Genomic DNA, 22,429 nt, shown 5'->3' on the forward strand with positions numbered 1-22,429 from the left:
GGTCAGCCATCGAGGCGGCGGACCATGTTCATGATCGTCTCGATCTGGGCGCCGCCCTTGATCGGGTAGTTGGTGGCGCCGAGGTAGCCCCACCAGTCCCAGCAGCCGTTCGGGTTGGTGCCCGCGGTGGCGGCCTGGGGGTAGAGCACGATCAGGTTGTTGGTGTCGGCGTACTGGTTGAGGTTGGCCCGGTCCACGAACGCGGTGCCGACCGAGCCGTACGCCTGCAGGCAGCCGTGCAGGGCGACCAGCAGCCGGCAGGACTGGCCGGCGGCGCACGACGACGGCACGTAGGCGAAGCCGTTGGTGTCCATGCTCAGGCCCGGAGCCCAGCCGTTGACCGCGTGGGTGTTCTGGCTGAACCGGATGAGCGTGCCGCCGAGCGCGCCGGTGTTCGGCGCCTGGACGCTGCCCAGCAGCTTGCGCAGCAGGGCGTTCTGCGGGTCGGTGCCGCAGTTGTTGAGGAACGGCGAGGCCGTGGCGGTGCAGCCGCGGGTGCCGTACGGGGTGACCCAGGCGTGCCCTGCCGAGGAGCCGCTGTCGTACTGCACGCTGGCGCCGAAGTGCTGGTAGTAGCGGACCAGGTCGTCGGTGACGGACTTCTTGACGGTGCTGTCGTTGGCGCCGTGGAAGACGTAGACCGGGTCGCCGGAGAGGTTGCCCACCGGGTCGACCCAGCCGTACGAGGCCCAGGTGCGGGTGTACGTCTGCAGGGCTGACAGGTTGGTCGGGTACTGGTTGTCGCCGCAGCCGTAGAGCGCCTGGGCGACGTTGTTCTGGGCGCAGTAGTAGGGCCCGGCGGCGAAGACGGCCGCGCCGCGGATCCGGGACGAGTAGGCGACGTGCAGTTGGGTGGCCATGTAACCACCGGAGGAGACTCCGGCGACGTACACGGCGGAGACGTTGTAGGCGCGCAGCGAACCGGCGACCGGGGTCTTGGTCGACGGGTCCGCGGCCTGGGCGGGGGTCGCGGTGGTCAGGGTCAGCAGCAGGGCGGTGACCAGGGCGGCGGCGGCTCTCAGTGGGGTCTTCATGGACGCTCTCCCGACATCGGCGAGCGCCGGCGGTGGTGTCGGCGTGGCCAGACGCTAACGTGACATCGAGCACACCCGATATGAGTGGGGTCGACACGTCCAGCGGTGCCGGAGTGTCGGGAATCGCCAGTCGCCGCCGCTTATGCTGCTGGTCGCCGAGAACCGCCGGCCGACCGGAGGTGGAGCGTGTCCAACACGGAGGTGGTGCGGGCGCTGCTGGCGGCGTACCGGAACCAGGACCTGGCCGCCGCGGACCGGCTGCTCGCCCCGGACCTGGTCTTCACCAGCCCGCAGGACGACCACATCGACAGGGCGACCTACCTCGACCGGTGCTTCCCGACGGCGGACCGCTTCGTGTCGCAGGAGATCCTGCGGCTGGCCGACGTCGGCGACGACCAGGTCTTCCTGCTGTACGAGTACGAGCTGCACGGCGGCGACCGGTACCGCAACGCCGAGCACATCACGGTGCGGGACGGTCGGGTGGTCGAGGTCTGGGTCTTCTTCGGCGGCCGGGTCTAGGTTGCGGTGGCCAGGAGCCGGCGGATGGCGTCGGCGATCACCCGATCCACTGTGAATCGCTCCTCCAGCCAGGTCAGCGTGACCTCCGCGGCTCGCCGGTTGTGCTGGTATCCGGGCACCATCGCGGCCAGCGGCAGCACTTCCGGCGGATACGCCTGCTCCACCCGGCGGCTGGCGTCGAAGGGGTCGCGGCGGTGCCCGGCCTCGGGGTTGGTCAGGTTCAGCAGCCCGATCACCCGGTCGACGGCGTACGACTGGATGAACCGCGCGGCGGTCAGCCGCTCGCCGCGCAGGTCGCGGAGCAGGCCGACGTAGAGGTTGGTCAGCGCCTCGTTGAGGTGGAACTCGACGGTGTCGAACGGAACCGTGGCCGACGGCGGCCCCGAGTCGGCCAGCCCGGCGGGCGCGTCGGCGCGCTGCCACACGATCCGGGCGCCGGTGAACGGCAGCCGGGCGAGTTCCTCGACGGTGAAGACGGCGTACTCGACGAAGACGCCGTCGGCATAGAGCGCCTTCCGCCCGTTGCGGTCGTTGGCGAAGCTGTACGCCACTGGGCACGGCGCCCGCAGCCAGTCGATGGACTCCAGGTAGCGCGGCTTGGCGTACGCGTCGACCACGACGAAGAAGTCCAGGTCGGAGTAGTCGTCGAGGCGGTCGTGCTCGGCGCCGGCGGAGCCCAGCCCGAGCAGCGCGACCGCGTCCGGGCGGGTGGCGAGGTGGGCGGCGAGGTCGTCCAGCCGTCGCAGCATCGGGTGCATCACGTCGTCCCTTCGCGAAGAGTCGACGTTTCAGCCCGTACGGCCCTGCTGGCCGCCGAGGTCGCGACACCGGTGCCCCGATGCTGGCCAGCGGGCGCCGACGATGTCAAGAGCGATGCTCCTCGGCGGCGGCAGCGACGGTCACGACATCGGCCGCGTCGAGCCGATCCGCGGGAAGCACCCGACCCGCCCGATACTTAGGTATTGACCTAAGCTTCGTTCGCCCCCATACTTAGGTACATGCCTAAGCGATCTGGCGACGGAGGCGGGCCGGCGGACCCGGCCCTGGACGGCGTGTTCCACGCGCTGTCCGACCCCACCCGCCGGCGGATCGTCGAACGCCTCGGCCAGGGGCCGGCGACGACCAGCGAGCTGGCCCGCCCGTTCGACATGGCACTGCCGTCGTTCACCCAGCACCTGGGCGTCCTCGAGCGCTCCGGCCTGGTGACGTCGGAGAAGCAGGGACGGGTGCGTACCTACCGCCTCACGCCCGCGCCGCTGGAACAGGTCGACAGCTGGCTCGCCGGTCAGCGCGCGCTGTGGACCCGACGCCTGGATCAACTGGACGCACTTCTCCACAACCTGAAGGAGCAGCAGAAATGACCACCTACTCCGCGGACCCCAACCTCGACCTCGTCCTGGAGCGCACCGTCGACGTCGCCCCCGAGCTGGTCTGGAAGGCCTGGACGACGCCCGAGCTGATCGTGCAGTGGTTCACCCCGAAGCCCTGGTCGACCACGTCCTGCGAGCTCGACCTGCGGCCCGGCGGCAAGTTCAACACGGTGATGCGCTCGCCGGAGGGCCAGGAGTTCCCGAACGTCGGCTGCGTCCTGCTGGCCGAGGAGAACTCGACGCTGGTCTTCACCTCGGCCCTCGGCCCCGGCTTCCGCCCGCAGGTCACCGAGGACGGCTTCCCGTTCACCGCCGTCGTCCACATCGAGCCCGCCGGCACCGGCACGAAGTACACCGCCACCGCGATCCACGCCGACGCCTCGGCGAAGAAGGCGCACGCGGAGATGGGCTTCATCGAGGGCTGGGGCGCCGCCCTGGACCAGCTGGTCGAGGTCGCCAAGCGCCTCTGACGTACGCCCGCCCGAGCGTCCGTACGGCGGCCGGCACCACCGGCGGGGTCGAGCACCCCGACGGCGGTGGCGGCCGTCGACCCGTTTCCGGAACCGGTGGCGCTGGCGGGCGCCGTCAGGCGTCGACGCGGATCGCCGCCGCCTGCTGCCGGGCGAGGGCGCGCATCCGGCCGAACAGGTCGATGAGCATCCGCAGTTGGGCGTCGTCGTAGTCGGCGAGCGCCGCCGACCAGCCAGCGGCCATCCCGGCGAAGAGCGGCTCGATCTCCGCCAGCCGCGCCGGCACCGGTTCCACGATCACCCGGCGCCGGTCCACCGTGTCGTGCCGGCGCCGGACCCACCCCGCACGCTCCAGACGGTCGATCATCCGGGTCACCGCGCCGCTGGTCAGACCGGTGCGTTGGGCGATCTCCCCGGCCGTCGCCGAGCCCTGCTCGGTGAGTGCGGTGAGGCACTTGAAGTCGGCCAACCCGAGACCGAGCCGGTCGGCCGCCGCCTGCTGCACCAGGATCGCGTCGGCCACCGCCTGGGTCAGCGTGGCCTGCAGCTCGAGCAGCAGTTCCTGCCGCGCTCTTGACATGGCCCGACTCTACCGCCGCATAATCTGCATCATCATTTATCTGCGTCGTGCAGATTATGTTTGGAGAAGACATGTCGTCACGTGGGCTCCTCTGGGCCGGGGTCGCCGGTCCGCCGCTGTTCGCCACCGTCGCGCTGGCCGAGGGCGCCGCCCGGCCGGGCTACGACCCGCTGCGGAACTGGATCAGCGAGCTGGCCCTCACCGGGCGCGGCTGGATCCAGATCGCCAACTTCCTGGTCACCGGCGTCCTGCTGATCGCCTTCGCGGTCGGGCTGCGCCGGCGCGTCCGCTCCGGCCCGGCGGCGATGTGGGGGCCCCGCTGGGTGGCCGCCGCCGGGGTCGCCCTCGTCGCCGCCGGCGTCTTCGTCACCGATCCCGGCCTGGACTACCCGCCGGGCGCCGCGGCGACCGCATCGTGGCACGGGGCGCTGCACGACGTCGCCGGCCCGGCCGTGTTCCTCGCCCTGGCGCTGACCGCCTTCACGTACGCGCGCCGGTTCGCCCGGCCGTACGGGATCGCGGCGGGGGTCGCCGTCATCGTGTTGTTCCTCGGCGCCGGCACGCTCGTCGGCCTGGACTACGCCGGCGTGTGGACCCCGGCGCCAGCCGGGCTGCTCCAGCGCCTCTCGCTCTTCACCGGGTTGGCCTGGCTCGTCAAGCTCGCCCACCACGCCCTGACCGCCGAGCGGTCGGCTCGGCCGGCACCCGTCGCGCCTGCTGGCAGCGGCTCCCGCTAACCGCGCAGCACGGCGGCGACGGTGGCGATCCCCTCCTCGATGGTCGAGGGCGGGTTCGCCGCGTACCCGAGGACCAGCCCGGGCCGGTGTGCCCGCTGGCAGTGCCAGGACAGCGGCTGCACCTTCACCCCGCGCTCCAGCGCACCGGCGGCCACCTCGGTGTCCGGCACGTCACCGGGCAACGTGACCATCAGGTGCAGCCCGGCCGCCGCCCCGTGCACGGTCGCGCCGGGCAGGTGTCGGGCCAGCGCGGAGATCATCGCGTCCCGCCGCCGGACGTGCCGCCGGCGCAGCATCCGCAACTGCCGCTCCAGCGCGCCGGAGGTCATCAGCTCGGCGAGCACGAGTTGCGGCAGCACCGCGTTGCCCAGGTCGGCGTTGCGCCGGGCCTCCACCACCGCCTCCCGGTAGCGCGGCGGCACCAGCAGCCAACCGACCCGTAACGCCGGCGCCAGCAGCTTCGACACACTGGCGGCGTAACAGACCTGGTCGGGCAGGAGCGCCCGCAGCGCCGGCACCGGCGGGCGGTCGTACCGGTGCTCGGCGTCGTAGTCGTCCTCGACGACCAGCCCGCCGTCGCGCGCCCAGGCGACGAGCTGGCGGCGGCGCTCGCCGTCGAGCACCACGCCGGTCGGGAACTGGTGGGCGGGGGTGAGCATCACCGCGGCCACGCCACTGGCGGCCAGCTCGTCGACCCGCAGGCCGGCGTCGTCGACCGCGACCGGTGGGGTGTCGACCTGCCAGTTGTTCAGGTGCTGGCGTACCCCGAGCGAGCCCGGGTCCTCCACCGCGATCCGGGTGATGCCGTACGGCCGCAAGGCCTGGGCGAGCACGCCGAGCGCCTGCGAGACACCGGTCGTCACGATCACCTCGGCGGGATCCACGGCGACGCCGCGGCTGCGGGCCAGCCAGGCGGCGACGGCGGCGCGCAGCGCGGGCGCCCCGCGCGGATCCCCGTAGCCGAAGTCGGACGCGGCCAGCTGCCGCAGCACGGTCCGTTCGGCGCGCAGCCAGGCCGCGCGGGGAAAGGCGGCCAGATCCGGTACGCCGGGCGTCAGGTCGACCCGCGCCGGCACCGCGCGTACGGCGTCGAGGATGTCGGTGCCCGGAGCGCGGGGGAAGAGCGTGACCGGGGCGGGTGCCGCTGCCGGCGGCGGCGCGGGCGGCGCGGCCGGGGCGGCGACCACCACGGTGCCGGCGCGTCCCCGCCCGGCGACCTGGCCGTCCTCCACCAGCCGCTGGTACGCCTCGGTGACCACGCCCCGGGAGACACCGAGGTCGGCCGCGAGCACCCGGGTGGCGGGCAGCCGGCCACCGACCGGGAGCCGTCCGTCGGCGATGGCCTGGCGCAGCCGGGTGGCCAGCCAGTCGGCGCGGCCGCCGGGCGGCGCCTCGACGATGTCCAGGTGCAGGAAATCCGACCCGGCGGTTATGGACCTCTCGGATGGACGTGGTTTGGCCCTGCTCATCGGACCATGATGGCAGCAGAGTAGGTGGCGAGACAGCACCAACACACTCGTCGGAAGGACGATGATGACCATCGCGTTCCTGGTCACCTCGCTCGTCGTGATCGCCACCCCGGGCACCGGGGCCCTCTACACCCTCGCCGCCGGGCTCGGCCGGGGGCCCCGGGCGGGCGTGCTCGCCGCCGCCGGCTCCACCCTGGGCGTCGCCCCGCACCTGGCCGCGGCGGTCACCGGGCTGGCCGCGCTGCTGCACTCCAGCGCGGCGGCCTTCCAGGTGCTCAAGTACGCCGGCGTGGCGTACCTGCTCTACCTGGCCTGGGCCACCCTGCGGGACCGCGACGGGTTCGCCGTCGACCCGGCCGAGCCGGCTCCCTCGGCCGCCCGCGTGATCTCGGTGGCGGTGCTGTCGAACCTGCTCAACCCGAAGTTGACCATCTTCTTCTTCGCGTTCCTGCCGCAGTTCGTCCGGGCCGACGAGCCGAACCAGTTCGCCCGGATGCTCGGCCTGGGCGCGGTGTTCATGGCGCTCACCTTCGCGGTGTTCGCCGTCTACGGGATCCTCGCCGGCGCGGTGCGCGACCGGGTGCTGGCCCGGCCGGCGGTGACCCGCTGGCTGCGCCGGGGCTTCGCCGGCTCGTTCGTCGCGCTCGGGCTGCTGCTGGCCCGCGCCGAGGCGTGAGGGGGGCGGAGATGTTCTTCCAGCACTCCCCCGAGGTCTGGGCCGCGCACCCCGGGCTGGTCGCCGGCCTGCTGTACGCCGAGGGCGTCGCCGGCAAGCCGCGCGCCGACCTGCCGCTGGCCGAACTGCACGAGGCTGCCCGACAGCGGCTGGCCGGCGGCACCGAGGCGAGCTTCCCGGAGATCCAGGCGTGGCGGCGGGCGTTCGCCCGGATGGGACTCGCCCCGACGAGGTACCGGTGCGCGTCGGAGTCGCTGCTGCGCCGGCTGCGCACCGAGGGGGAGCTGCCCGAGGTGCACCCGCTGGTCGACCTCGGCAACGCGGTCTCCGCCGCGTACGCCATCCCGGTGGGGATCCTCGACGTGGCGCGGATCGGCGGCGGCATCGAGGTGCGGCCGGCCCACGGCGACGAGCGCTACCTGACCTTCGCCGGCGCCGAGGAGCACCCGGACCCGGGTGAGGTGATCTTCGCCGACCCGGACGGGCGGGCGCACGCCCGGCGCTGGACCAACCGGCAGAGCGGCTGGTCGGCGGTCCGCGACGACACCGCGACGATCCTGGTGGTGGTCGAGGCGATGCACGACGGCGCCGCGCGGGACGTGCCGCGGGTGCTCGACGCCATCGCCGGCGAGCTGGGCCGGGGCTGGTCCGCGCCGTCGCGGACGGCCCTGCTGACCCCGGCCGCGCCGCGCTTCGAGTTCTGAGCCTCCCCCGCCCGCTGGCCGCCCTGCCGGCCGGACGGGTGGGGAGGCGCCGGCGGTCAGATGTTGGACGAGTCAGCCGGCACGTCGGTCGGCAGCCTCGGCGCCCCGGTCGCCGGGCCGGCGCCCTCGCAGGTCAGGCCCACGGTGTACGCGGTCATCGACAGCGACCCGTAGGCGTACCCGTCGACCAGCACGTCCGACCCGTCGCCGGCGGCACCGGCCAGGCCGGCCAGGTAGAGCAGCGGGATGAAGTGGTCGGGCGTCGGTACGGCGAGGCCGAAGTCGCGGTGCGCGTCCAGGGTGGCCGCCTCGGTCGGCTGGCCGAGCATGACCTCCTTCGCCGCCTCGTCGAACCGGTGCGCCCAGTCGAAGCCCTCGTCGACCATCCCGGGGTTCACCCCGCGCAGGTTGTGCACCACGTTGCCGCTGGCCACGACCAGCACGCCCCGCTCGCGCAGCGGCGCGAGCTTCGCGCCCAGCTCCAGGTGGTAGTCCAACGGCTTGAAGGCGTTGATGCTCAGCTGGACGACCGGGATGTCCGCGTCGGGGAAGGCGTGGGTGAGCACCGACCAGGTGCCGTGGTCGATGCCCCAGGAGTCGACGTCCGCGCCGACCCAGGTCGGGTGCACCACGTCGCTGATCTCCTCGGCCAGCTCGGGCAGGCCGGGCGCCGGGTACCGCACGTCGAACAGCTCCTGCGGGAAGCCGTAGAAGTCGTGGATGGTCCGCGGCCGGGGCATGGCGGTGACCGCGGTGGCCCCGATGTACCAGTGCGCCGAGACCACCAGGATCGCCCGGGGCCGCGGCACCGACCGGCCGAAGGCGCGCCACGCCTGCGTGTATCGGTTGAGTTCGAGGGCGTTCATCGGGCTGCCGTGCCCGAAGAAGGCCGCGGGCATCACCGTGGACACGGTCTCGCTGCTCATGCTGCTCCCTGCCGGGGACGGTGGGGCCGAGCGTAACCGAGCCGCCACGCCACGGCCGGGTGAACGGCGGAGGGCTCAGGCGGCTTCGCCGGGGGCGAGGTGACGGTAGCCGGGGACGGTCTCGCCGAACCAGCCGTTGACGCTGGCCAGCCCTCGCTCGTTGAGCTGCGCGTCGTGGATCGGGAACACCCGCTCGGCGCCGACGGCCCGGGCGAAGTCGATCGCCTCGGTGAGTTTGAGCCAGGACGCCTGCGCCGGCACCAGCAACATCGGCACCGGCTGGTCGGGGCGGTGCAGCGAGTCGCCCGGGTGGTAGACGCTCTCCTCGACCAGGTAGCCGAGGTTGGCGCAGTCGGGCTGCCCATCGTGGATCGCGGCGTGCCGCCCGCCGTACGCGGTCACGGTGAGCCCGGCGGCGGTGAACCGCTGGCCGGCGCGGACCCGGGTGACCGGCAGCGGGGCCAGGTCGGGCAGCACCGCCCGCTCGGGCGCGAAGACCGGGACGCCCAGGCCGGCCAGCCGCAGCACGTCGACGTGGTCGGTGTGCTCGTGGGTGACCAGCACGGCGTCCGCGCCGGCCAGGGCCCGCGGCTCGCTCCAGGTGCCCGGGTCGATCACCAGAACCGCCCCGTCGTGCTCGATCCGGACACAGGCGTGGGTGAACTTGATGATCCGCACCCGCCGACCGTACGCCCTGCCGTCCACCGCCGCGGTCCCGCCAGGCACGGCGTCGGCGGCCGGTCCGCCGGCCCCGTGACGCCGGACCGGTGCGCCGCCAAGCGGCACTCGCCCGTCCACCGGCCCCCGTGACGCTGGACCGGTGCGCCGCCGGGCGGCACTCGCCCCTCCGCCGGCCCGGTGACGCTGGACCGGTGCGCGCCCTGTCGAGCTGCCCGCACAGATGGGGCACGATGAGGCCGCTCCGCGCCGTGGCGCAGGTCGGGCGGCCCGGCGCGCGGCTGGTCCTATTGATGGGGCAGCTCGACAGGGCCTGCGGCGCCGCGGGTGCCCGGCCGGCTCCGCGGCAGCCACCCGTGGCAGCCACCCGCGGCACCCACCCGCCACCCGTCAGTCGTGGCCGGCGTGGTCGCCCGACCGCGGCGGGCGGCCGGCCCGCTGGCCCGGCTCGACCACCACGAACTGGCCCATCATACCGGCGTCCTCGTGGTACAGCAGGTGGCAGTGGTACATGTACGGCGTGTCCGGATCACTGTGGTCGGTGAACCGCATGATCAGCCGTACCGGCCGGTCGGGTGCCAGGTAGACGGTGTCCTTCCAGCCGCTCCACGCGGGCGGCGGAGCGGACCCGCCGACCGAGAGCACCTGGAACTGCACGTCGTGCACGTGGAAGTTGTGCGGGGCGCCGTCCCGGTTGGTCACCTCCCAGACCTCGGTGGCGCCGCGGGTGACGGTCTCGTCGATCCGGTCCAGTTCCATCGAGCGGCCGTTGATGCTGCGGCCGGTGAGGGTGAACCGGCGGGTCCGCTCGGCGTCGGCCGGATCCAGCCGCTCGGTGGGCGCCAGCGTCTCCGGCACCGGCGGCGACGCGGCGAGGGTGTCGGCGGCGCGCAGTTGCAGCACGTCGAACCGGTCCGCCCCGCCGGCGAAGCGGTCGGCCAACGCGCCCGCGCCCAACTCGGGCGGGTTGCTGCGCAGGGTCACCCGCTCCCCCGGCCGCACGTCCACCACGATCTCGGCGCGCTCGCCCGGGGACAACCGCACCCGGTCGACCCGCGCGGTGCGCGGCAGCAGCCCGCCGTCGCTGCCGATCAGCGCGAACGGCCGGTCGTCGGAGAGGCCGAAGTCGTACGTGCGGGCGGTCGAGGCGTTGAGCAGGCGCAGCCGCACCCGCTCGGTCCGCACGTCCAGGTACGGCCCGACGGTGCCGTTGACCAGCAGGGTGTCGCCGAGCACCCCGATGCCGGCGATCAGGTTGCGGGTCTTCTTGAACTGGCCGCTGCGGGAGAAGTTGCGGTCCTGCACGATGACCGGGATGTCGTCCACGCCGTACCGGCGCGGCAGCGGCAGCGCGGCCTCCCGGTCGTCATCCAGGATGAACATCCCGGCCAGCCCCCGGTAGACGTGTTCCTCGGTCTGGCCGTGCGGGTGCGGGTGGTACCAGAGGGTGGCGGCCGGCTGGTTCACCGTCCAGGTCGGGGACCAGGTGGCCCCGGGCCGGACCATCTGGTGCGGCCCGCCGTCCATCCGGGCCGGCAGGTGCATGCCGTGCCAGTGCACGCTGGTCTCCTCGGCGAGCCGGTTGACCACGTTGACCACGACCTGCTCACCGCGCTTCGCGCGCAGCGTCGGGCCGAGGAAGTCGCCGTCGAAGCCGGCGGTGCGGGTCAGCCGCCCGTCGCCGTGGAAGTCGCGCTCGCCGTCCCGGGCGAGCAGGTCGAACACCCGCCGCCCACGCTCGTCGACGCGGGACTCGGCCAGCGGCGGGACGGCCAGCGGGCGGACGAAGTCCACCTGTCCGACGGTGTCCGTACCGCCGCGGGCGAGGGCCCAGCCGCCGACGGCCACGCCGCCGCAGCAGAGTACGAGCACGACGGCGAGCACGCCGATGGTCACCCGGGCCAGGGATCGTCGTCCGGCCACCACGATGGCACCTCCTGTAGATTCGGTACCTGTAGCGTGCCTGCATATGCGGCCCGTGCCCAGCAGATCCGGCCGGTTTCCGGGGCCGCTCCGGGTTCCCCCGGACCGGCTTCCGGGGCGGCTGCGACAACCACCCCGCCAGGCCCGGGAGCGGGGCGGATGATCGGGGCATGGAGCGACCAGCGGAACGGGGACACCGGTGCGTGCCGCACACCGCCGACGTACGGATCGAGGCGTGGGCGCCCACCCGGGAGGGGTGCGTGGCCGAGGCGGTCACCGCGCTGGTCGACACGTTCACCGACACCGCCGGGGCCCGGCCGACGGCCGAACGGGAGTTCCGGGCGCCCGCCGGCGACGACGCGGACCTGCTGGTGAGCGTGCTCGACGAGGTGATCTTCCGGATGGAGACCGAGGGTGAGCTGCCGCTGAGCACCGAGGTGACCGACGACGGCGCGGACGGCCTGCTGGTGCGCTGGCGCACCACCGACACTGACGCCGTCGAGCTGGTCGGTGCGGTGCCGAAGGCGGTCGCCCTGCACGAGCTGCGCTTCGCCCGGGACGGCGCCCGCTGGTCCTGCGCAGTGACCCTGGACGTCTGACCCGGCCGGTCAGCGCCCGGCGAGGCCGACGCGCCGGGTCAGCCCTTCACCACGCCGATCGGCGCCAGCCGGGCGACCTTCCGGCACAGCCCGGCTCCCTCGGCCGACTCGATCACCGCCGAGATGTCCTTGTACGCCGCCGGCATCTCCTCGGCCAGCCCGCGCCGGGAGGCGCCGCGTACCACGATGTCCTGGGCCTCCAGTTGGGCGCGCGGGTCCATCCCCCGCTCGGCCTTGACCGCCTGCTTGCGGCTCTGCACCCGGCCGGCCCCGTGACAGGTGGAGGCGAACGCCGGCGCGCCCGGCACCCCGGTGAGCACGTACGAGCCGGTGCCCATCGAGCCGGGGATCAGCACCGGCTGCCCCACGTCGCGCAGGTCGTCGGGAAGGTCCTGGTGGCCCGGCGGCAGCGCCCGGGTGGCCCCCTTGCGGTGGACGCAGAGACTGCGCTGCCCGCCATCCACCCCGTGCGTCTCGATCTTGGCGAGGTTGTGCGAGATGTCGTAGACCAGGTCGAGTCCCCGGCCGGTCTCCCGCTTGAACACCTTGCGGGCCGCGTCGGCCAGCAACTGCCGGTTGGCCCGGGCGTAGTTCGCGGCGGCCGCCATCGCGCCCAGGTAGGCGCGGCCCTCGTGCGAGTCCACCGGTGCGCAGGCCAGCTGGCGGTCCGGCACCTTGATGCCGTACCGGGCCATCACCTTCTCCATCCGGCGCACGTAGTCGGTGCAGATCTGGTGGCCCAGCCCGCGCGAGCCGCAGTGGATCATCACGCAGACCTGGCCCGGGCGCAGCCCGAACGCGGCGGCGACCCGGTCGTCGTACACCTCCTCGACGGTCTGCACCTCCAGGAAGTGGTTGCCGGAGCCGAGGCTGCCGACCTGCCGGGCGCCGCGCTCCACCGCCCGCTCGCTCACCTCGGCCGGGTTGGCGTCGTCGACCGCCCCGTAGTCCTCGCAGCGGGCCAGGTCACGCTCGACGCCGTAGCCTCGCTCCACCGCGTACCGGGAGCCGCCGCGCAGCACCGCGTCCAGCTCCGACTGCTTGGACAGGTGCCACACCGCACCCTTGCCCATGCCGCGCGGGGTCACCGCGCCCAGCCCGTCCATCAGCGGCTCCAGCCGGGTACCCAGCTCGGCGCCGTCGAGGTCGGCGGCGAGCAGCCGCACGCCGCAGGAGATGTCGAAGCCCACCCCACCCGGAGAGACCACCCCGCCGGCCTCGACGTCGGTGGCCGCGACGCCGCCGATCGGAAAGCCGTAGCCCAGGTGCACGTCGGGCATGGCGTACGAGGCGCCGACGATGCCCGGCAGCGTGGCCACGTTCGCCACCTGCTCCAGCGACCGGTCCGCCCCGGCGTCCGGCAGCAGCGACCGGGACGCGAAGACCACCCCCGGTACCCGCATCGGGTCGTGCCGGTCGATCCGGAACCGGTACGGCGACTCCTCCACCAGCTCCATCCGCGCGTCCTACCCGGTCCGGCGGGTGTTACACGCCGGCAGCGGGACGGCGCATCACGGGCCGGGTGACCGGGCCCGGGTCTTCGCCGGCCGGCCCGGGTCGCCGCCGGCCCTGTCGTGGTCAGGCCGGGTCGGCCCGGGTGACGGCGACGGTCTGCGCGAGGTCCCGGTCGCCGCAGGCGGCCGGCCGGGGCGCCACGTTGCCCCGCACGGTCACCCGCGAGCCGGGGCGCAGGGCCGCCGCCACGTCACCGGTCAACGCCCAGCGCCGCTCGCCCACCAGCAGCATGGTGCAGTCCCCGGCGCGTTCCACCGTGCCGGTGAGCGTGCGGGCGCCGAATGGCAGCGGGCCCGGCACCTCGCCGCCGCCGGACGGCGACGGCACCGGCAACTCACCGCTGCCGGACGGCGACGCCGGCACCTCGCCGGTGCCGGACGGCGACGGCCGGGGCGGCTTGCCGCTACCGGACGGCAGTGGTGTCGGCGTACCGCTCACCTCGGGCAAGTCCGGGGCGGCCGAACACGCGGTCAGCCAGCACAGTAGGCCGACCGCGGCCAGCAGGACCGATGCTCTGCGCATGAGACCAACCTCCGTCACGTGGGACGCGGTGGCAACCGGTCCGGTTCCCCGTCAGAGCCGGTAGAAGGCGCGGTACCGGCGGACCAGCCGCCACTGCACGACCACCGCCGCCACCGTCAGCAGGATCATCACCAGGGTCGCCGCGGCCGCGTAGCCGTAGCGCAGGTACTCGAAGGCGTTGCGGTAGACGAACAGCGACAGGTAGGTGGTGGCGTACGGCGGCGGCCCGCCGTCGGTGACCACGAACGCCGGCACGAAGGAGAAGTGCAGGCTCTGGATGAGGTCGCGCACCGCGAGCAGGGCCAGCACCGGCGCCATCAGCGGCAGGGTGATCCGGCGGAACACGTCCCAGCCGGTGGCGTCCTCGAGGGCCGCCATCTCGTACACGTCGCGGGGCAGCGCCCGCCGCGCGGCCAGCAGCACCACGAAGGTCTCCCCCATGGTGAACAGGCTCATCAGAATGATCGCCGCCCGGGCGTCGGTCGGGTCGGTGAGCCACTGCGGCGGGGTGCGCCCGAGCGCGGTCAACCCGTTCTCGCCGCCGGTGCGCAGCAGCTGGTTGATCGGCCCGTACAGCGGGTTGAGCAGCCAGAGCCAGAGCAGGCCGTAGGCGATCTCCGGCACCGCGGTGGGCAGCACCGCCGCCGTGCGGGCGCTACCGACGCCGAGCGCGCGGCGGTGCAGCAACAGCGCCAGGCCGAGCGCGAGGAGCACCCGCAGCGGTACGGCCACCAGCCCGAACACCAGCGAGTTGGTCAGCGACACCCGGAAGACCGGGTCGTCGACCAGCGCGGTGAGATTGTCCAACCCGACCCAGGTCGGCGGGCGCAGCAGGTCGTACTCGGTGAAGGCCAGCGCCAGGGTCACCACGGCGGGCAGCAGCACCAGGGCGACCAGGCCGACCAGGTACGGCGCCAGCATCAGCGCCAACTGCCGCCGGGAGCGGGTGTCCGGTCGGGTCACGGGGCGTACCGTCGCCCGGAGCCGGCGTGGAAGACGTGCACGTCGGCCCAGCGGACGGTGAGCCGTACCGCCGCTCCCCGGTCGGGGCGGCGGGCGGCCGGCACCCGGGCGACCACCGGCTCCCCGCCGGCCAGCCGCAGGTACGCGTAGGCGTCCTCGCCGACCACGTCCACCCGCTCCACGGTGGCCGGCGTGCCCTCGGCGTCGGCGCCGGCCAGGGTGACCGCCTCGGGCCGGAAGCCGAGGTCGAGCCGGCCGGTTTCGGTGACCGGCGCACCGGGCGGCGGGCTGCCGGCCGGCCGCACCGGCCCGTCGGCGGGCAGCAGGTTCATCGCCGGGGAACCGACGAACCGGGCCACGAAGGTGCTCGCCGGGGTGCGCCAGATCTCGTCGGGCGTGCCGACCTGCTCGATCCGGCCGTCGCGCAGCACGGCGATCCGGTCGGCCAGCACCAGGGCCTCGGTCTGGTCGTGCGTGACGTGCACCATGGTGGCGCCCACCCGGTCGTGCAGGGCGCGCAGTTCGGCGCGCATCTCCACCCGCAGCGCGAGGTCGAGGTTGGACAGCGGCTCGTCGAGCAGGAACACGTCCGGCTCCCGGACCAGCGCCCGGGCCAGCGCCACCCGCTGCCGCTCGCCACCGGAGAGCTGCCCGGGGCGGCGGTCGAGCAGTGCCGCGCAGCCGACCGACTCGGCCGCGACCCGGGCCCGCTCCCGGGCGACCGCGCGGGGCGTGTCCCGCACCTCCAGCCCGAACGCGATGTTCTCGGCCACGCTCAGGTGCGGGAAGAGCGCGTACGACTGGAAGACCATTGACACGTTGCGCCGGCCGGGGCGGTCGCCGGTGACGTCCCGCCCGGCGATCCGGATCCGGCCGCCGGTGACCGGCTCCAGCCCGGCCACCACCCGCAGCACCGTCGACTTGCCGGCCCCCGATGGCCCGAGCACGACGAGCAGTTCACCGCGGCGCACCGTGAGGTCGACCTCGTGCAGCACGGTCGCGGACCGGTACGCGGCGCTGACGCCGTCGAGGACGAGCCCCGGTTCGCTCACCCGTGCTCTCCACGGGCGAACAGCGGCCGGGTCTGCTGGTCCAGGTCGCGGATCACGTCGTCGAGCCGGTCGCCGCGGTGCATGGCGTTCTCCAGGATCCCGTACGTGACGTCCTCGATCTCCGGCCAGGTGGAGACGGTGGGCAACGCCCGGACGGTGGGGATGGCGTCGAGGAAGACCTTTGCGCTGCGCGGCGGCTGGGCCGGGCCGAGGAACGCCGGAGACTGCGACACCCCGACGTGCGACGGAACGGTGCGGCCGGTGGCCGCGATGATCCGCTGCCCCTCCTCGGCGATGGCGAACTCCAGGAACCGCCAGGCGGCGTCCTTGCGCTTGGCTCCCCGGGTCATGCAGTACGCGTCGGAGTGCAGCACCCCGACCTGTTCGCGGTAGACCGGCAGCGGCGCGACGTCCCACTCGAAGTCGGTGATCGACCGGAACGTGGTGGTGGACCGGCGGGAACTCATCAGCATGGCCAGCCGGCCGTTGGCGAACCGCGACTCGTCGTCCTCCGCCTCCACCTCCTCGTCGGTGGGCACCACCCCGTACGCCAGCCGCAGGTCGACGAGGTTCTTCAGCGCCTCCCGGGCGGCGGGGGTGTCCAGCGTCAACCGGGTCGGCTTCGCCGGGTCGTCGACGATCTCGCCGCCGTTGGACCAGACGAACGGGGCGAGCCGGATGATCGACGGTTCGACGCCGAGCCCGTGCACGGCCGGGCGCAGCGCGGCGCCCTCGCTCTCGGTGGCCTTGACCACCACCCCGCGGGCGTCGCGGGTCATCGCGGTGGCGGTGCCCACCAGGTCGTTCCAGGTCCAGCCGGGCTTCGGCTCCGGCACGCCGTACCTCTGGAACAGGGTGCGGTTGTAGTAGACGGCCAGGCTGGACACGTTCTGCGGCAGGCAGAGCTGCTTGCCGTTCCACGTGAACGCCTCCATCGCCACCGGGTAGTAGTCGGCCGGGTCGACGGCGTCGGAGGCGGCGATCCGGTCGTCCAGCGGCTCGACGACGTCCTTGGCCGCGAACTGGCCGTAGAAGCGGTAGTTCATCAGGAACAGGTCCGGCGGCGCGCCGCCGGCCACCGAGGTGGCCAGCCGGGCCAGCAGGTCCTTGCGGTCGCTGGCCTCGATGAGCTGCACGTCGCCGCCGGGCCGGGCCTTCTCGTACGCCTCGATCAGGGTGCGGTAGGCGGCCAGCTCCTCCGGGGCGCCGAAGACCAGCAGGCGCACCGGGCCGTCGGCGGACGAACCCGACCCGGACCCGCAACCGGTGGTCAGGAGCACGGCGGAGAGCAGCAGTGCCAGCAGGGCCTTCGGTCTCATCGGTTCCGTCCCGTCGGGTCGTCGTGGTGGAGGAAGCGCCGCTGGGCCAGCACGAACACGGCCAGCGCCGGCGCCGTGGCCAGCACCGCCCCGGCCAGGAACACCGGGAAGTTCGTCGGGTCCAGCACCGACAGCGAGCGCAGCGCCAGCGGCAGGGTGAACAGGTCGCGGTCGTAGACGTAGACCAGCGGGTCGAGGAAGTTCGACCAGGTGAGCACGAAGGTGAGCGCGGTGAGCGCGGCGGTTACCGGGCGGACCAACGGGAGGGCGACCCGCCACCAGATGCGCATCGGGGAGAGATCCTCCACCAGACAGGCGTCGTAGAGGTCGGCCGGCAGGGCCCGGAAGGCCAGGTAGTAGACCAGGACGTAGAGCGGTGAGGTGCCCACCAGCGCCGGCGCGATCAACGGCACCAGGGTATCGGTCAGCCCGAGCGTCCGGAAGATCGCGAACCGGGGCACCAGCAGCGCGGTGGCCGGCACCATCAGCGCGACCAGGGAGGCCGCGACCACGGTGCCGGTGACGCGTGGCGCGACCCGGGCCAACGCGAAGCCGGCCAGCGCGGCGACCAGCACGCTCAGCGGCACGGCGACGACCGCCACCAGCACCGAGTTCAGCGACGCGCGCAGCAGCCCGCCGAGCTCCACCGCCTGCTGGTAACCGGTGGTGGAAACCGGCTCCGGCACCAGCTGCGGCGTCGGCGAGGGCGGCAGGCCGGGCTCGGTGAGCGAGCCGGAGACCAGCAGCAGCAGCGGCGGGACGAAGACGAGGATCACGAAGGCCGCGCCGAGGGTGCGCCAGATGCGCGCGGCCCGCTCGGGCAGCGGTGAGGGGCCGCTCGCGCGGCCCCTCACCCGGTTGGTGCCGATGTTCGCCTACCGCAGGGGGAGCTGCCAGGCGCCGAGCCCGTGCGAGGCGGCGTAGAGGATCCGCTTGTCCGGCACGATGGTGAGCCCGGCGACCTCCACGTTCGGCATCCCGCCGGCCGCCTTGACCCAGCTCGTCGTCCCCTTGGCCAGCCGCAGCACACCGAAGTCGGTGGCCGCGTACAGGTCGCCGGTGACGTCGTCGCGGACCAGGTCGGTGATCGGCTGGTCGCCGAAGTCGTACGAGCGGTCGGCCCAGGTCGCCCCGGCGCCGGCCAGCCGCACCTCGAACGCGTGCCCGACGGTGGCCGGGGTGTTCGAGTTGAACCCGCTGTAGGAGATCCACGCCCGGGCCGGGTCGGCCGGGTCGACGTGGATGCTGGTCACGAAGCGGTTCGGCGTGGTCGGGGTGTCGATCCGGGTCCAGGTCACCGCGGCGGCCGGCTCGGCGTCGGCGTTGCGGGTGACGAACACCCGGCCGGTGCTGGTGGCCGCGTACGCCGTCGAGGAGTCGCTGGCGACCCGCTGGACCACCGAGACGGCGCCGCCGGCCCGGTCGCCCCAGGCGGCGTCGGTCAGCGCGACGCCGCCCAACTGCTCCCAGTCGCCGCACCGGGCCTCGAAGGTGCCGGTCCAGCTGTTGCAGATCCGGTTGGCCTCCGCCATCGTCCGGTCACCCAGGCCGAAGGTCTTGGTGCGGTACACCGAGCGGGCGGTGCCGGCGAACATCGTCCCGCTGACCTTGGGGTCGCTGATCACCGGTGCGTAGAAGAGCGTGCCGGCCTGGCCGAAGACGCCGTCGTAGATGGAGATCCAGCTGCCGATGTCCCCGTTGTTGAAGTTCACCTCGGGGGTGGCGTCGTAGAAGGTGTGGAACCGGAACTCCGGCCGGCCGACGTCGAAGCCGGACGCCCCGCCGTCACCGATCATCGTGTTCACCCAGCGGGTGCGCTGGCCCTTGTTCTCCCAGGTGCCGTTGTCCTGGGTGCCGCCCTGCAGCATCCGGTGGTCGTGCGGGCTGACCGAGAGGCTGATGAACTGCAGGGTGTTCATGCCCTTGTTGATGCCGTCCAGCTTCGACGGGATCCGGGACAGCATCTGCCGGCAGCGGTCCTTCTGCGCCTGCGTGGTCAGGTTGCGGTCCGGGTTGTCGCACCAGGCCGAGCGGTCCACGAACTGGCCGCTGGAGCGCATCACGCCACCGTCGTTGGCCTCGAAGAACTGGTACGGGTTGCGCGGGTTGGTGACCAGCGCGTGCTGGTCGGGGTGCAGGCCGTTGGGGTGCAGCTCGTCGGTGCCGTCGTAGGTCATGTCGGTGCCGCTGACCCCGGCGTCGGTGGAGAGCACCACGGCCCGCTTGTGCGCCACCGTCTCGCCGTAGACGTAGGAGCCGCCGGTGTAGACGATGTCCGGGTGCCCGGCCGGGGTGTGCACGAACACGTCGTACCAGCACTGGCCGGTGCACTGGTTGTAGGTGGCGAAGCCCGGGTCGGCCGGGTTGGCGCTGGTCAGGTCGGTGAAGGTGGGCGCCCCGGTGGCCACGTCGTCGCTGCGGAACAGCCGCGAGTAGGGGTTGCCGAGGTTGCCCTCGTAGACGTACATCCGGGTCTTGCCGCCGGGCAGCGCGGTCACGTCGATCGCGGCCCGGGTCTGGAAGACCGCGGCGTTGAGGGAGGGCTTGATCTGCGTCCAGGTGGCGCCGCCGTCCGGCGAGCGCCACACCCCGCGGGCGTACGAGGAGGCGTAGACGATGTTCGAGTCGCGCGGGTCGAGTTTGACGTAGCGGACCCCGCGCGGCGAGCAGGCGGCGGTGTTGTTGTATTCCGCGGCGCTGCCGGTGCACTGGGTGGCGTCGGCCGAGCCGTTGTGGATGAACCGCCAGCTCTTGCCGCCATCGGTGGACTTGTACAGGCCCCACTTGGCGGCGTCCGGCACCGGCCGGGTGACGCCGGTGCAGCAGGAGCTGGACATGCCGCGCAACGCGATGGTGGTGGCGACGTAGAGCGTCTTCGGTTGACCCGGGACGATGGTGATCTCGGCGAGGCCCTTGCCGGCGAGCACGTCCTTGCCGAGCGGGCCCTGCCAGGTCAGGCCGCCGTTGGTCGACTTGTACAGGCCGACGCCGGCGACGCAGCCGGAGCCGCAGGTGTTCGCCTCGCCGGTGCCGACGTAGATGGTCAGGCCCGTCTTGTCGTTACGGTCGATCTTCACCGAGCCGGCGGCGTTGATGCCCAGCGGCCCGCCGAGGTAGAACCACTTCGGCTCGGGGGCGAGCACGTTCAGGGTGCCCCAGACGCCGCCGCCGGCCGGGGTCACGTAGGCCCGGCAGAGCAGCGCGTTGCAGTCCGGGGCGATGTCGATCGAGGTGACCCGCCCGCCGGCGACGTAGTCGTTGGGCACGTAGTTGTAGGCGTTGCGGAACTCGGTGAACGGGTAGAGCGCCTCGCTCGGCCCGACGTTGGTCCACCGCTGCCCGCCGCGCAGGCGCCGCTCGGCGGCGGCGTACGCGGCCTTCGAGCGGTCGACCTGGGCGATGCTGATCGAGTCGGCCGGGTAGGCGCGCTCCAGGAACTCCTGCTGGGCGGCGTTGCCCGGCCCCTCGGGCGACATCCCGTCGCTGCCGGGCACCGCCTGGCGCAGCCGGTCGAGGTGGGCTCCGGTGGCGCCCGGCATCTCGCCGTCGCCCACCGCCGCGGCGGCCGGCACCTCGGCGCCGGTGAAGTGGATGCCGGCGGCACCCGTCGACGCCACCAGGGCGGCGACCGCTAGTCCTGCGAAGAGATGGCGACGTCTACGCTTCACGAGGGTCCCTCCGGCACGAGAAGGCGTCGCCGCAGCGCGGCACCGGATTGGCGACCGTCACTGGCAGCGTCCACGCTGGAGGATGTCAGAGCGATCGGCCGCCGACAATCCCCTGCATGGACCGACCTCGACGGATGGTTGCATTCGCCGCCGACGGGTATTGCGCGGGGCATGCCAGCTCGCTACGAGAACTATCCGCGGATCGCCGTCGTCACCGGCGCCGACTCCGGCATTGGCAAGGCCTGCGCGGTGGCGCTCGCCGAGGCCGGCTTCGACATCGGCATCACCTGGTACGGCGACGCCGAGGGCGCCGACCGGACCGCCACCGAGGTGCGCGCCACCGGGCGCCGCTGCGAGGTCGCCGAGCTGGACCTGACCCGACTGCCCGGCGCCGCCGCCGTCATCGACGAGCTGGCCGACCGGCTCGGCGGGATCGGGGTGCTGGTCAACAACGCCGGCACCGGCGCCTCCGTGCCGTTCGTCGACACCGGTTGGGAGCAGTGGCGCGAGGTGCTCGCGGTCGACCTGGACGGGCCGTTCCTCTGCTCGCAGCGGGCCGCGCGGCGGATGCGGGCGGACGGCACCGGCGGCCGGATCGTCAACATCACCAGCGTGCACGAACACGCGCCGCGGGTGGGCTCGGCGGCGTACTGCGCGGCGAAGGGCGGGCTCGGTCTGCTCACCAAGGTGATGGCGCAGGAACTGGCCGCCGACGGCATCACCGTCAACGCGGTAGCCCCCGGCGAGATCGCCACCCCGATGACCGGGCAGGAGGACGTCGACCCGTTCACCCAGGAACGCCCGGGCGTACCGGTGGGGCGGCCGGGTGACGCCCGCGAGGTGGCGGCGGTGGTCGCACTGCTGGCCTCCCCCGCCGCCGCGTACGTCACCGGCGCCTCCTGGCCGGTGGACGGCGGCATGCTGACGATGGGCCCGCAGGCCAACGCGTTGCGGTCGGACGACTGGCGGCAGGTCGAGTCCTCGTAACAGTTGGTGATGATTCCGGTTCACAGTGTCCACTTAGCGTGGTCGGCGGCCCGGTCACACGACGGCCGGGCCGACCACCGGCCCCTACCCGGGGCCTCGACCGGAAGGACACACCATGCCCTTCGTCCAGCGGGTCGCCGCCCTGTTCGCGGTGACCGTCCTGGCCACCGGCGCGCTCGCCGCCGCGACCACCCCCCGCGCCGCGCACGCCGCTCCCGACCGGCCCACCTCCGTGCTGCTGCTGACCGTCCTGCCGCACGTGCACGGCGAACCGCGGGTCGCCGCGCTGCGCTGCGACCCGGCCGGCGGGACGCACCCCGAGGCGACGACCGCCTGCCAGGCGGTGGCGGCCGTGGACGGCGACCTCGGCGCGATGACCCCCGAACCGGGGCCGTGCACCCTGGAGTACGCGCCGGTGACCGCCCGCGCGCTCGGGTTCTGGCAGGACCAGCCGGTGTCCTGGGTGAAGACCTTCGGCAACCGCTGCGCGCTGCTGCGCGAGACCGGATCGCTGTTCGCCTTCTGACCCGTACGTCGCGCGGCGTCCGCCCCCGCGGCGGGCGCCGCGCCGCGTCACCCGACCGGCGGGTGGACGCCCGGACCGGTCGTGAACGGGACAGCGCGGGCGGTTCCCGGCAACGTATCCTCCGCTCTCCGGGTGATCACGCAGGCCGGCACGACCGGCGCGACGCCGAGGGGGCCGGATGGCGGGGGCGGG

General features: G+C 73.5%; 23 protein-coding genes. 9 read left to right on the forward strand and 14 right to left on the reverse strand.

Annotated features, from left to right (window positions below; genetic code table 11):
- Window positions 1-2: 2 nt before the first annotated feature.
- Window positions 3-1,034, reverse strand: coding sequence for an extracellular catalytic domain type 2 short-chain-length polyhydroxyalkanoate depolymerase (locus tag DLJ47_RS21165; RefSeq protein ID WP_109901985.1), 1,032 nt, complete (start codon window positions 1,032-1,034; stop codon window positions 3-5).
- Window positions 1,035-1,220: 186 nt separating this feature from the next.
- Here DLJ47_RS21165 and DLJ47_RS21170 point away from each other — a divergent pair, with 186 nt between their 5' ends.
- A complete protein-coding gene (locus tag DLJ47_RS21170; RefSeq protein ID WP_109901987.1) occupies window positions 1,221-1,553 on the forward strand; it encodes a nuclear transport factor 2 family protein in 333 nt (110 codons plus the stop codon).
- Here DLJ47_RS21170 and DLJ47_RS21175 read toward each other — a convergent pair.
- On the reverse strand, window positions 1,550-2,311 hold the full coding sequence (locus DLJ47_RS21175; RefSeq protein WP_109901989.1) for a hypothetical protein: 762 nt from the start codon (window positions 2,309-2,311) through the stop codon (window positions 1,550-1,552). The genes DLJ47_RS21170 and DLJ47_RS21175 overlap by 4 nt on opposite strands.
- 240 nt (window positions 2,312-2,551) lie before the next feature.
- Here DLJ47_RS21175 and DLJ47_RS21180 point away from each other — a divergent pair, with 240 nt between their 5' ends.
- Complete coding sequence (locus DLJ47_RS21180; protein WP_109901991.1) at window positions 2,552-2,914, forward strand: ArsR/SmtB family transcription factor; 363 nt, start codon at window positions 2,552-2,554, stop codon at window positions 2,912-2,914.
- On the forward strand, window positions 2,911-3,393 hold the full coding sequence (locus tag DLJ47_RS21185; protein WP_109901993.1) for an SRPBCC family protein: 483 nt from the start codon (window positions 2,911-2,913) through the stop codon (window positions 3,391-3,393). Before DLJ47_RS21180 ends, DLJ47_RS21185 begins: the two co-directional genes overlap by 4 nt.
- A gap of 115 nt (window positions 3,394-3,508) precedes the next feature.
- On the opposite strand, the gene DLJ47_RS21190 is transcribed toward DLJ47_RS21185, so the two are convergent.
- Complete coding sequence (locus tag DLJ47_RS21190) at window positions 3,509-3,973, reverse strand: MarR family winged helix-turn-helix transcriptional regulator (protein WP_109901995.1); 465 nt, start codon at window positions 3,971-3,973, stop codon at window positions 3,509-3,511.
- Between the two features lie 71 nt (window positions 3,974-4,044).
- Here DLJ47_RS21190 and DLJ47_RS21195 point away from each other — a divergent pair, with 71 nt between their 5' ends.
- Window positions 4,045-4,710, forward strand: a complete 666-nt coding sequence (locus DLJ47_RS21195) for a DUF998 domain-containing protein (protein ID WP_158289864.1) — start codon at window positions 4,045-4,047, stop codon at window positions 4,708-4,710.
- On the opposite strand, the gene pdxR is transcribed toward DLJ47_RS21195, so the two are convergent.
- The gene (pdxR, locus tag DLJ47_RS21200) at window positions 4,707-6,179 is read right to left on the reverse strand and encodes a MocR-like pyridoxine biosynthesis transcription factor PdxR (RefSeq protein WP_199235942.1); all 1,473 of its coding nucleotides are present in this window, start codon (window positions 6,177-6,179) and stop codon (window positions 4,707-4,709) included. The two genes, DLJ47_RS21195 and pdxR, sit on opposite strands and share 4 nt — an antisense overlap.
- A 64-nt stretch (window positions 6,180-6,243) precedes the next feature.
- On the opposite strand from pdxR, the gene DLJ47_RS21205 reads away from it, so the two are divergent.
- Window positions 6,244-6,855 (forward strand): LysE family translocator, encoded by a 612-nt coding sequence (locus tag DLJ47_RS21205; protein ID WP_109901999.1) that lies wholly within the window; start codon window positions 6,244-6,246, stop codon window positions 6,853-6,855.
- 11 nt (window positions 6,856-6,866) lie between these two features.
- Entirely contained in the window at window positions 6,867-7,559 is a 693-nt protein-coding gene (locus DLJ47_RS21210) for a B3/B4 domain-containing protein (RefSeq protein WP_109902001.1), read from the forward strand.
- Between the two features lie 56 nt (window positions 7,560-7,615).
- On the opposite strand, the gene ygiD is transcribed toward DLJ47_RS21210, so the two are convergent.
- From ygiD to DLJ47_RS21225, 3 genes are all read right to left on the reverse strand, one after another.
- Window positions 7,616-8,485: a 4,5-DOPA-extradiol-dioxygenase gene (gene ygiD / locus DLJ47_RS21215; protein ID WP_233257931.1), complete on the reverse strand. Its 870-nt coding sequence runs from the start codon at window positions 8,483-8,485 to the stop codon at window positions 7,616-7,618.
- 75 nt (window positions 8,486-8,560) lie between these two features.
- Window positions 8,561-9,163, reverse strand: coding sequence for an MBL fold metallo-hydrolase (locus DLJ47_RS21220; protein WP_109902037.1), 603 nt, complete (start codon window positions 9,161-9,163; stop codon window positions 8,561-8,563).
- Window positions 9,164-9,553: 390 nt separating this feature from the next.
- Window positions 9,554-11,086 (reverse strand): multicopper oxidase family protein, encoded by a 1,533-nt coding sequence (locus tag DLJ47_RS21225; protein WP_233257932.1) that lies wholly within the window; start codon window positions 11,084-11,086, stop codon window positions 9,554-9,556.
- A gap of 170 nt (window positions 11,087-11,256) precedes the next feature.
- On the opposite strand from DLJ47_RS21225, the gene DLJ47_RS21230 reads away from it, so the two are divergent.
- Window positions 11,257-11,685: an archease gene (locus DLJ47_RS21230; protein ID WP_109902005.1), complete on the forward strand. Its 429-nt coding sequence runs from the start codon at window positions 11,257-11,259 to the stop codon at window positions 11,683-11,685.
- Window positions 11,686-11,723: 38 nt separating this feature from the next.
- Here the strand turns inward: DLJ47_RS21230 and DLJ47_RS21235 are convergent, their stop codons facing one another.
- The 7 genes from DLJ47_RS21235 to DLJ47_RS21265 all read right to left on the reverse strand — a co-directional run bounded on the left by DLJ47_RS21235 (window position 11,724) and on the right by DLJ47_RS21265 (window position 20,724).
- The gene (locus DLJ47_RS21235; protein WP_109902007.1) at window positions 11,724-13,142 is read right to left on the reverse strand and encodes an RtcB family protein; all 1,419 of its coding nucleotides are present in this window, start codon (window positions 13,140-13,142) and stop codon (window positions 11,724-11,726) included.
- Between the two features lie 121 nt (window positions 13,143-13,263).
- A complete protein-coding gene (locus tag DLJ47_RS21240; RefSeq protein WP_109902009.1) occupies window positions 13,264-13,722 on the reverse strand; it encodes a hypothetical protein in 459 nt (152 codons plus the stop codon).
- 51 nt (window positions 13,723-13,773) lie between these two features.
- A complete protein-coding gene (locus DLJ47_RS21245) occupies window positions 13,774-14,643 on the reverse strand; it encodes a carbohydrate ABC transporter permease (protein ID WP_109902039.1) in 870 nt (289 codons plus the stop codon).
- Between the two features lie 38 nt (window positions 14,644-14,681).
- Complete coding sequence (locus DLJ47_RS21250) at window positions 14,682-15,737, reverse strand: ABC transporter ATP-binding protein (RefSeq protein ID WP_109902011.1); 1,056 nt, start codon at window positions 15,735-15,737, stop codon at window positions 14,682-14,684.
- Window positions 15,734-17,056, reverse strand: coding sequence for an ABC transporter substrate-binding protein (locus DLJ47_RS21255; RefSeq protein WP_109902013.1), 1,323 nt, complete (start codon window positions 17,054-17,056; stop codon window positions 15,734-15,736). The genes DLJ47_RS21250 and DLJ47_RS21255 overlap by 4 nt, the downstream gene beginning before the upstream one ends.
- A complete protein-coding gene (locus DLJ47_RS21260; RefSeq protein WP_109902015.1) occupies window positions 17,053-17,910 on the reverse strand; it encodes a carbohydrate ABC transporter permease in 858 nt (285 codons plus the stop codon). Before DLJ47_RS21260 ends, DLJ47_RS21255 begins: the two co-directional genes overlap by 4 nt.
- Window positions 17,911-17,931: 21 nt before the next feature.
- A complete protein-coding gene (locus DLJ47_RS21265) occupies window positions 17,932-20,724 on the reverse strand; it encodes a hypothetical protein (protein WP_109902017.1) in 2,793 nt (930 codons plus the stop codon).
- Between the two features lie 171 nt (window positions 20,725-20,895).
- Here DLJ47_RS21265 and DLJ47_RS21270 point away from each other — a divergent pair, with 171 nt between their 5' ends.
- Window positions 20,896-21,711, forward strand: coding sequence for an SDR family oxidoreductase (locus tag DLJ47_RS21270; protein ID WP_109902019.1), 816 nt, complete (start codon window positions 20,896-20,898; stop codon window positions 21,709-21,711).
- A gap of 115 nt (window positions 21,712-21,826) precedes the next feature.
- A complete protein-coding gene (locus DLJ47_RS21275) occupies window positions 21,827-22,237 on the forward strand; it encodes an SSI family serine proteinase inhibitor (RefSeq protein ID WP_109902021.1) in 411 nt (136 codons plus the stop codon).
- The last annotated feature ends 192 nt before the right edge of the window (window positions 22,238-22,429 follow it).

This window comes from Micromonospora sp. S4605 (genome assembly GCF_003176715.1).
In the GTDB taxonomy this organism is placed as follows: domain Bacteria; phylum Actinomycetota; class Actinomycetes; order Mycobacteriales; family Micromonosporaceae; genus Micromonospora; species Micromonospora echinaurantiaca.

Coding starts and splice junctions, on each gene's coding strand:
- DLJ47_RS21165 (WP_109901985.1), bottom strand. CDS start 1,034: ATGAAGACCCCACTGAGAGCCGCCGCCGCCCTGGTCACCGCCCTGCTG.
- DLJ47_RS21175 (WP_109901989.1), bottom strand. CDS start 2,311: ATGCACCCGATGCTGCGACGGCTGGACGACCTCGCCGCCCACCTCGCC.
- DLJ47_RS21180 (WP_109901991.1), top strand. CDS start 2,552: ATGCCTAAGCGATCTGGCGACGGAGGCGGGCCGGCGGACCCGGCCCTG.
- DLJ47_RS21185 (WP_109901993.1), top strand. CDS start 2,911: ATGACCACCTACTCCGCGGACCCCAACCTCGACCTCGTCCTGGAGCGC.
- DLJ47_RS21190 (WP_109901995.1), bottom strand. CDS start 3,973: ATGTCAAGAGCGCGGCAGGAACTGCTGCTCGAGCTGCAGGCCACGCTG.
- DLJ47_RS21195 (WP_158289864.1), top strand. CDS start 4,045: ATGTCGTCACGTGGGCTCCTCTGGGCCGGGGTCGCCGGTCCGCCGCTG.
- pdxR (WP_199235942.1), bottom strand. CDS start 6,179: ATGAGCAGGGCCAAACCACGTCCATCCGAGAGGTCCATAACCGCCGGG.
- DLJ47_RS21205 (WP_109901999.1), top strand. CDS start 6,244: ATGACCATCGCGTTCCTGGTCACCTCGCTCGTCGTGATCGCCACCCCG.
- DLJ47_RS21210 (WP_109902001.1), top strand. CDS start 6,867: ATGTTCTTCCAGCACTCCCCCGAGGTCTGGGCCGCGCACCCCGGGCTG.
- ygiD (WP_233257931.1), bottom strand. CDS start 8,485: ATGAGCAGCGAGACCGTGTCCACGGTGATGCCCGCGGCCTTCTTCGGG.
- DLJ47_RS21230 (WP_109902005.1), top strand. CDS start 11,257: ATGGAGCGACCAGCGGAACGGGGACACCGGTGCGTGCCGCACACCGCC.
- DLJ47_RS21235 (WP_109902007.1), bottom strand. CDS start 13,142: ATGGAGCTGGTGGAGGAGTCGCCGTACCGGTTCCGGATCGACCGGCAC.
- DLJ47_RS21240 (WP_109902009.1), bottom strand. CDS start 13,722: ATGCGCAGAGCATCGGTCCTGCTGGCCGCGGTCGGCCTACTGTGCTGG.
- DLJ47_RS21245 (WP_109902039.1), bottom strand. CDS start 14,643: ATGCTGGCGCCGTACCTGGTCGGCCTGGTCGCCCTGGTGCTGCTGCCC.
- DLJ47_RS21255 (WP_109902013.1), bottom strand. CDS start 17,056: ATGAGACCGAAGGCCCTGCTGGCACTGCTGCTCTCCGCCGTGCTCCTG.
- DLJ47_RS21270 (WP_109902019.1), top strand. CDS start 20,896: ATGCCAGCTCGCTACGAGAACTATCCGCGGATCGCCGTCGTCACCGGC.
- DLJ47_RS21275 (WP_109902021.1), top strand. CDS start 21,827: ATGCCCTTCGTCCAGCGGGTCGCCGCCCTGTTCGCGGTGACCGTCCTG.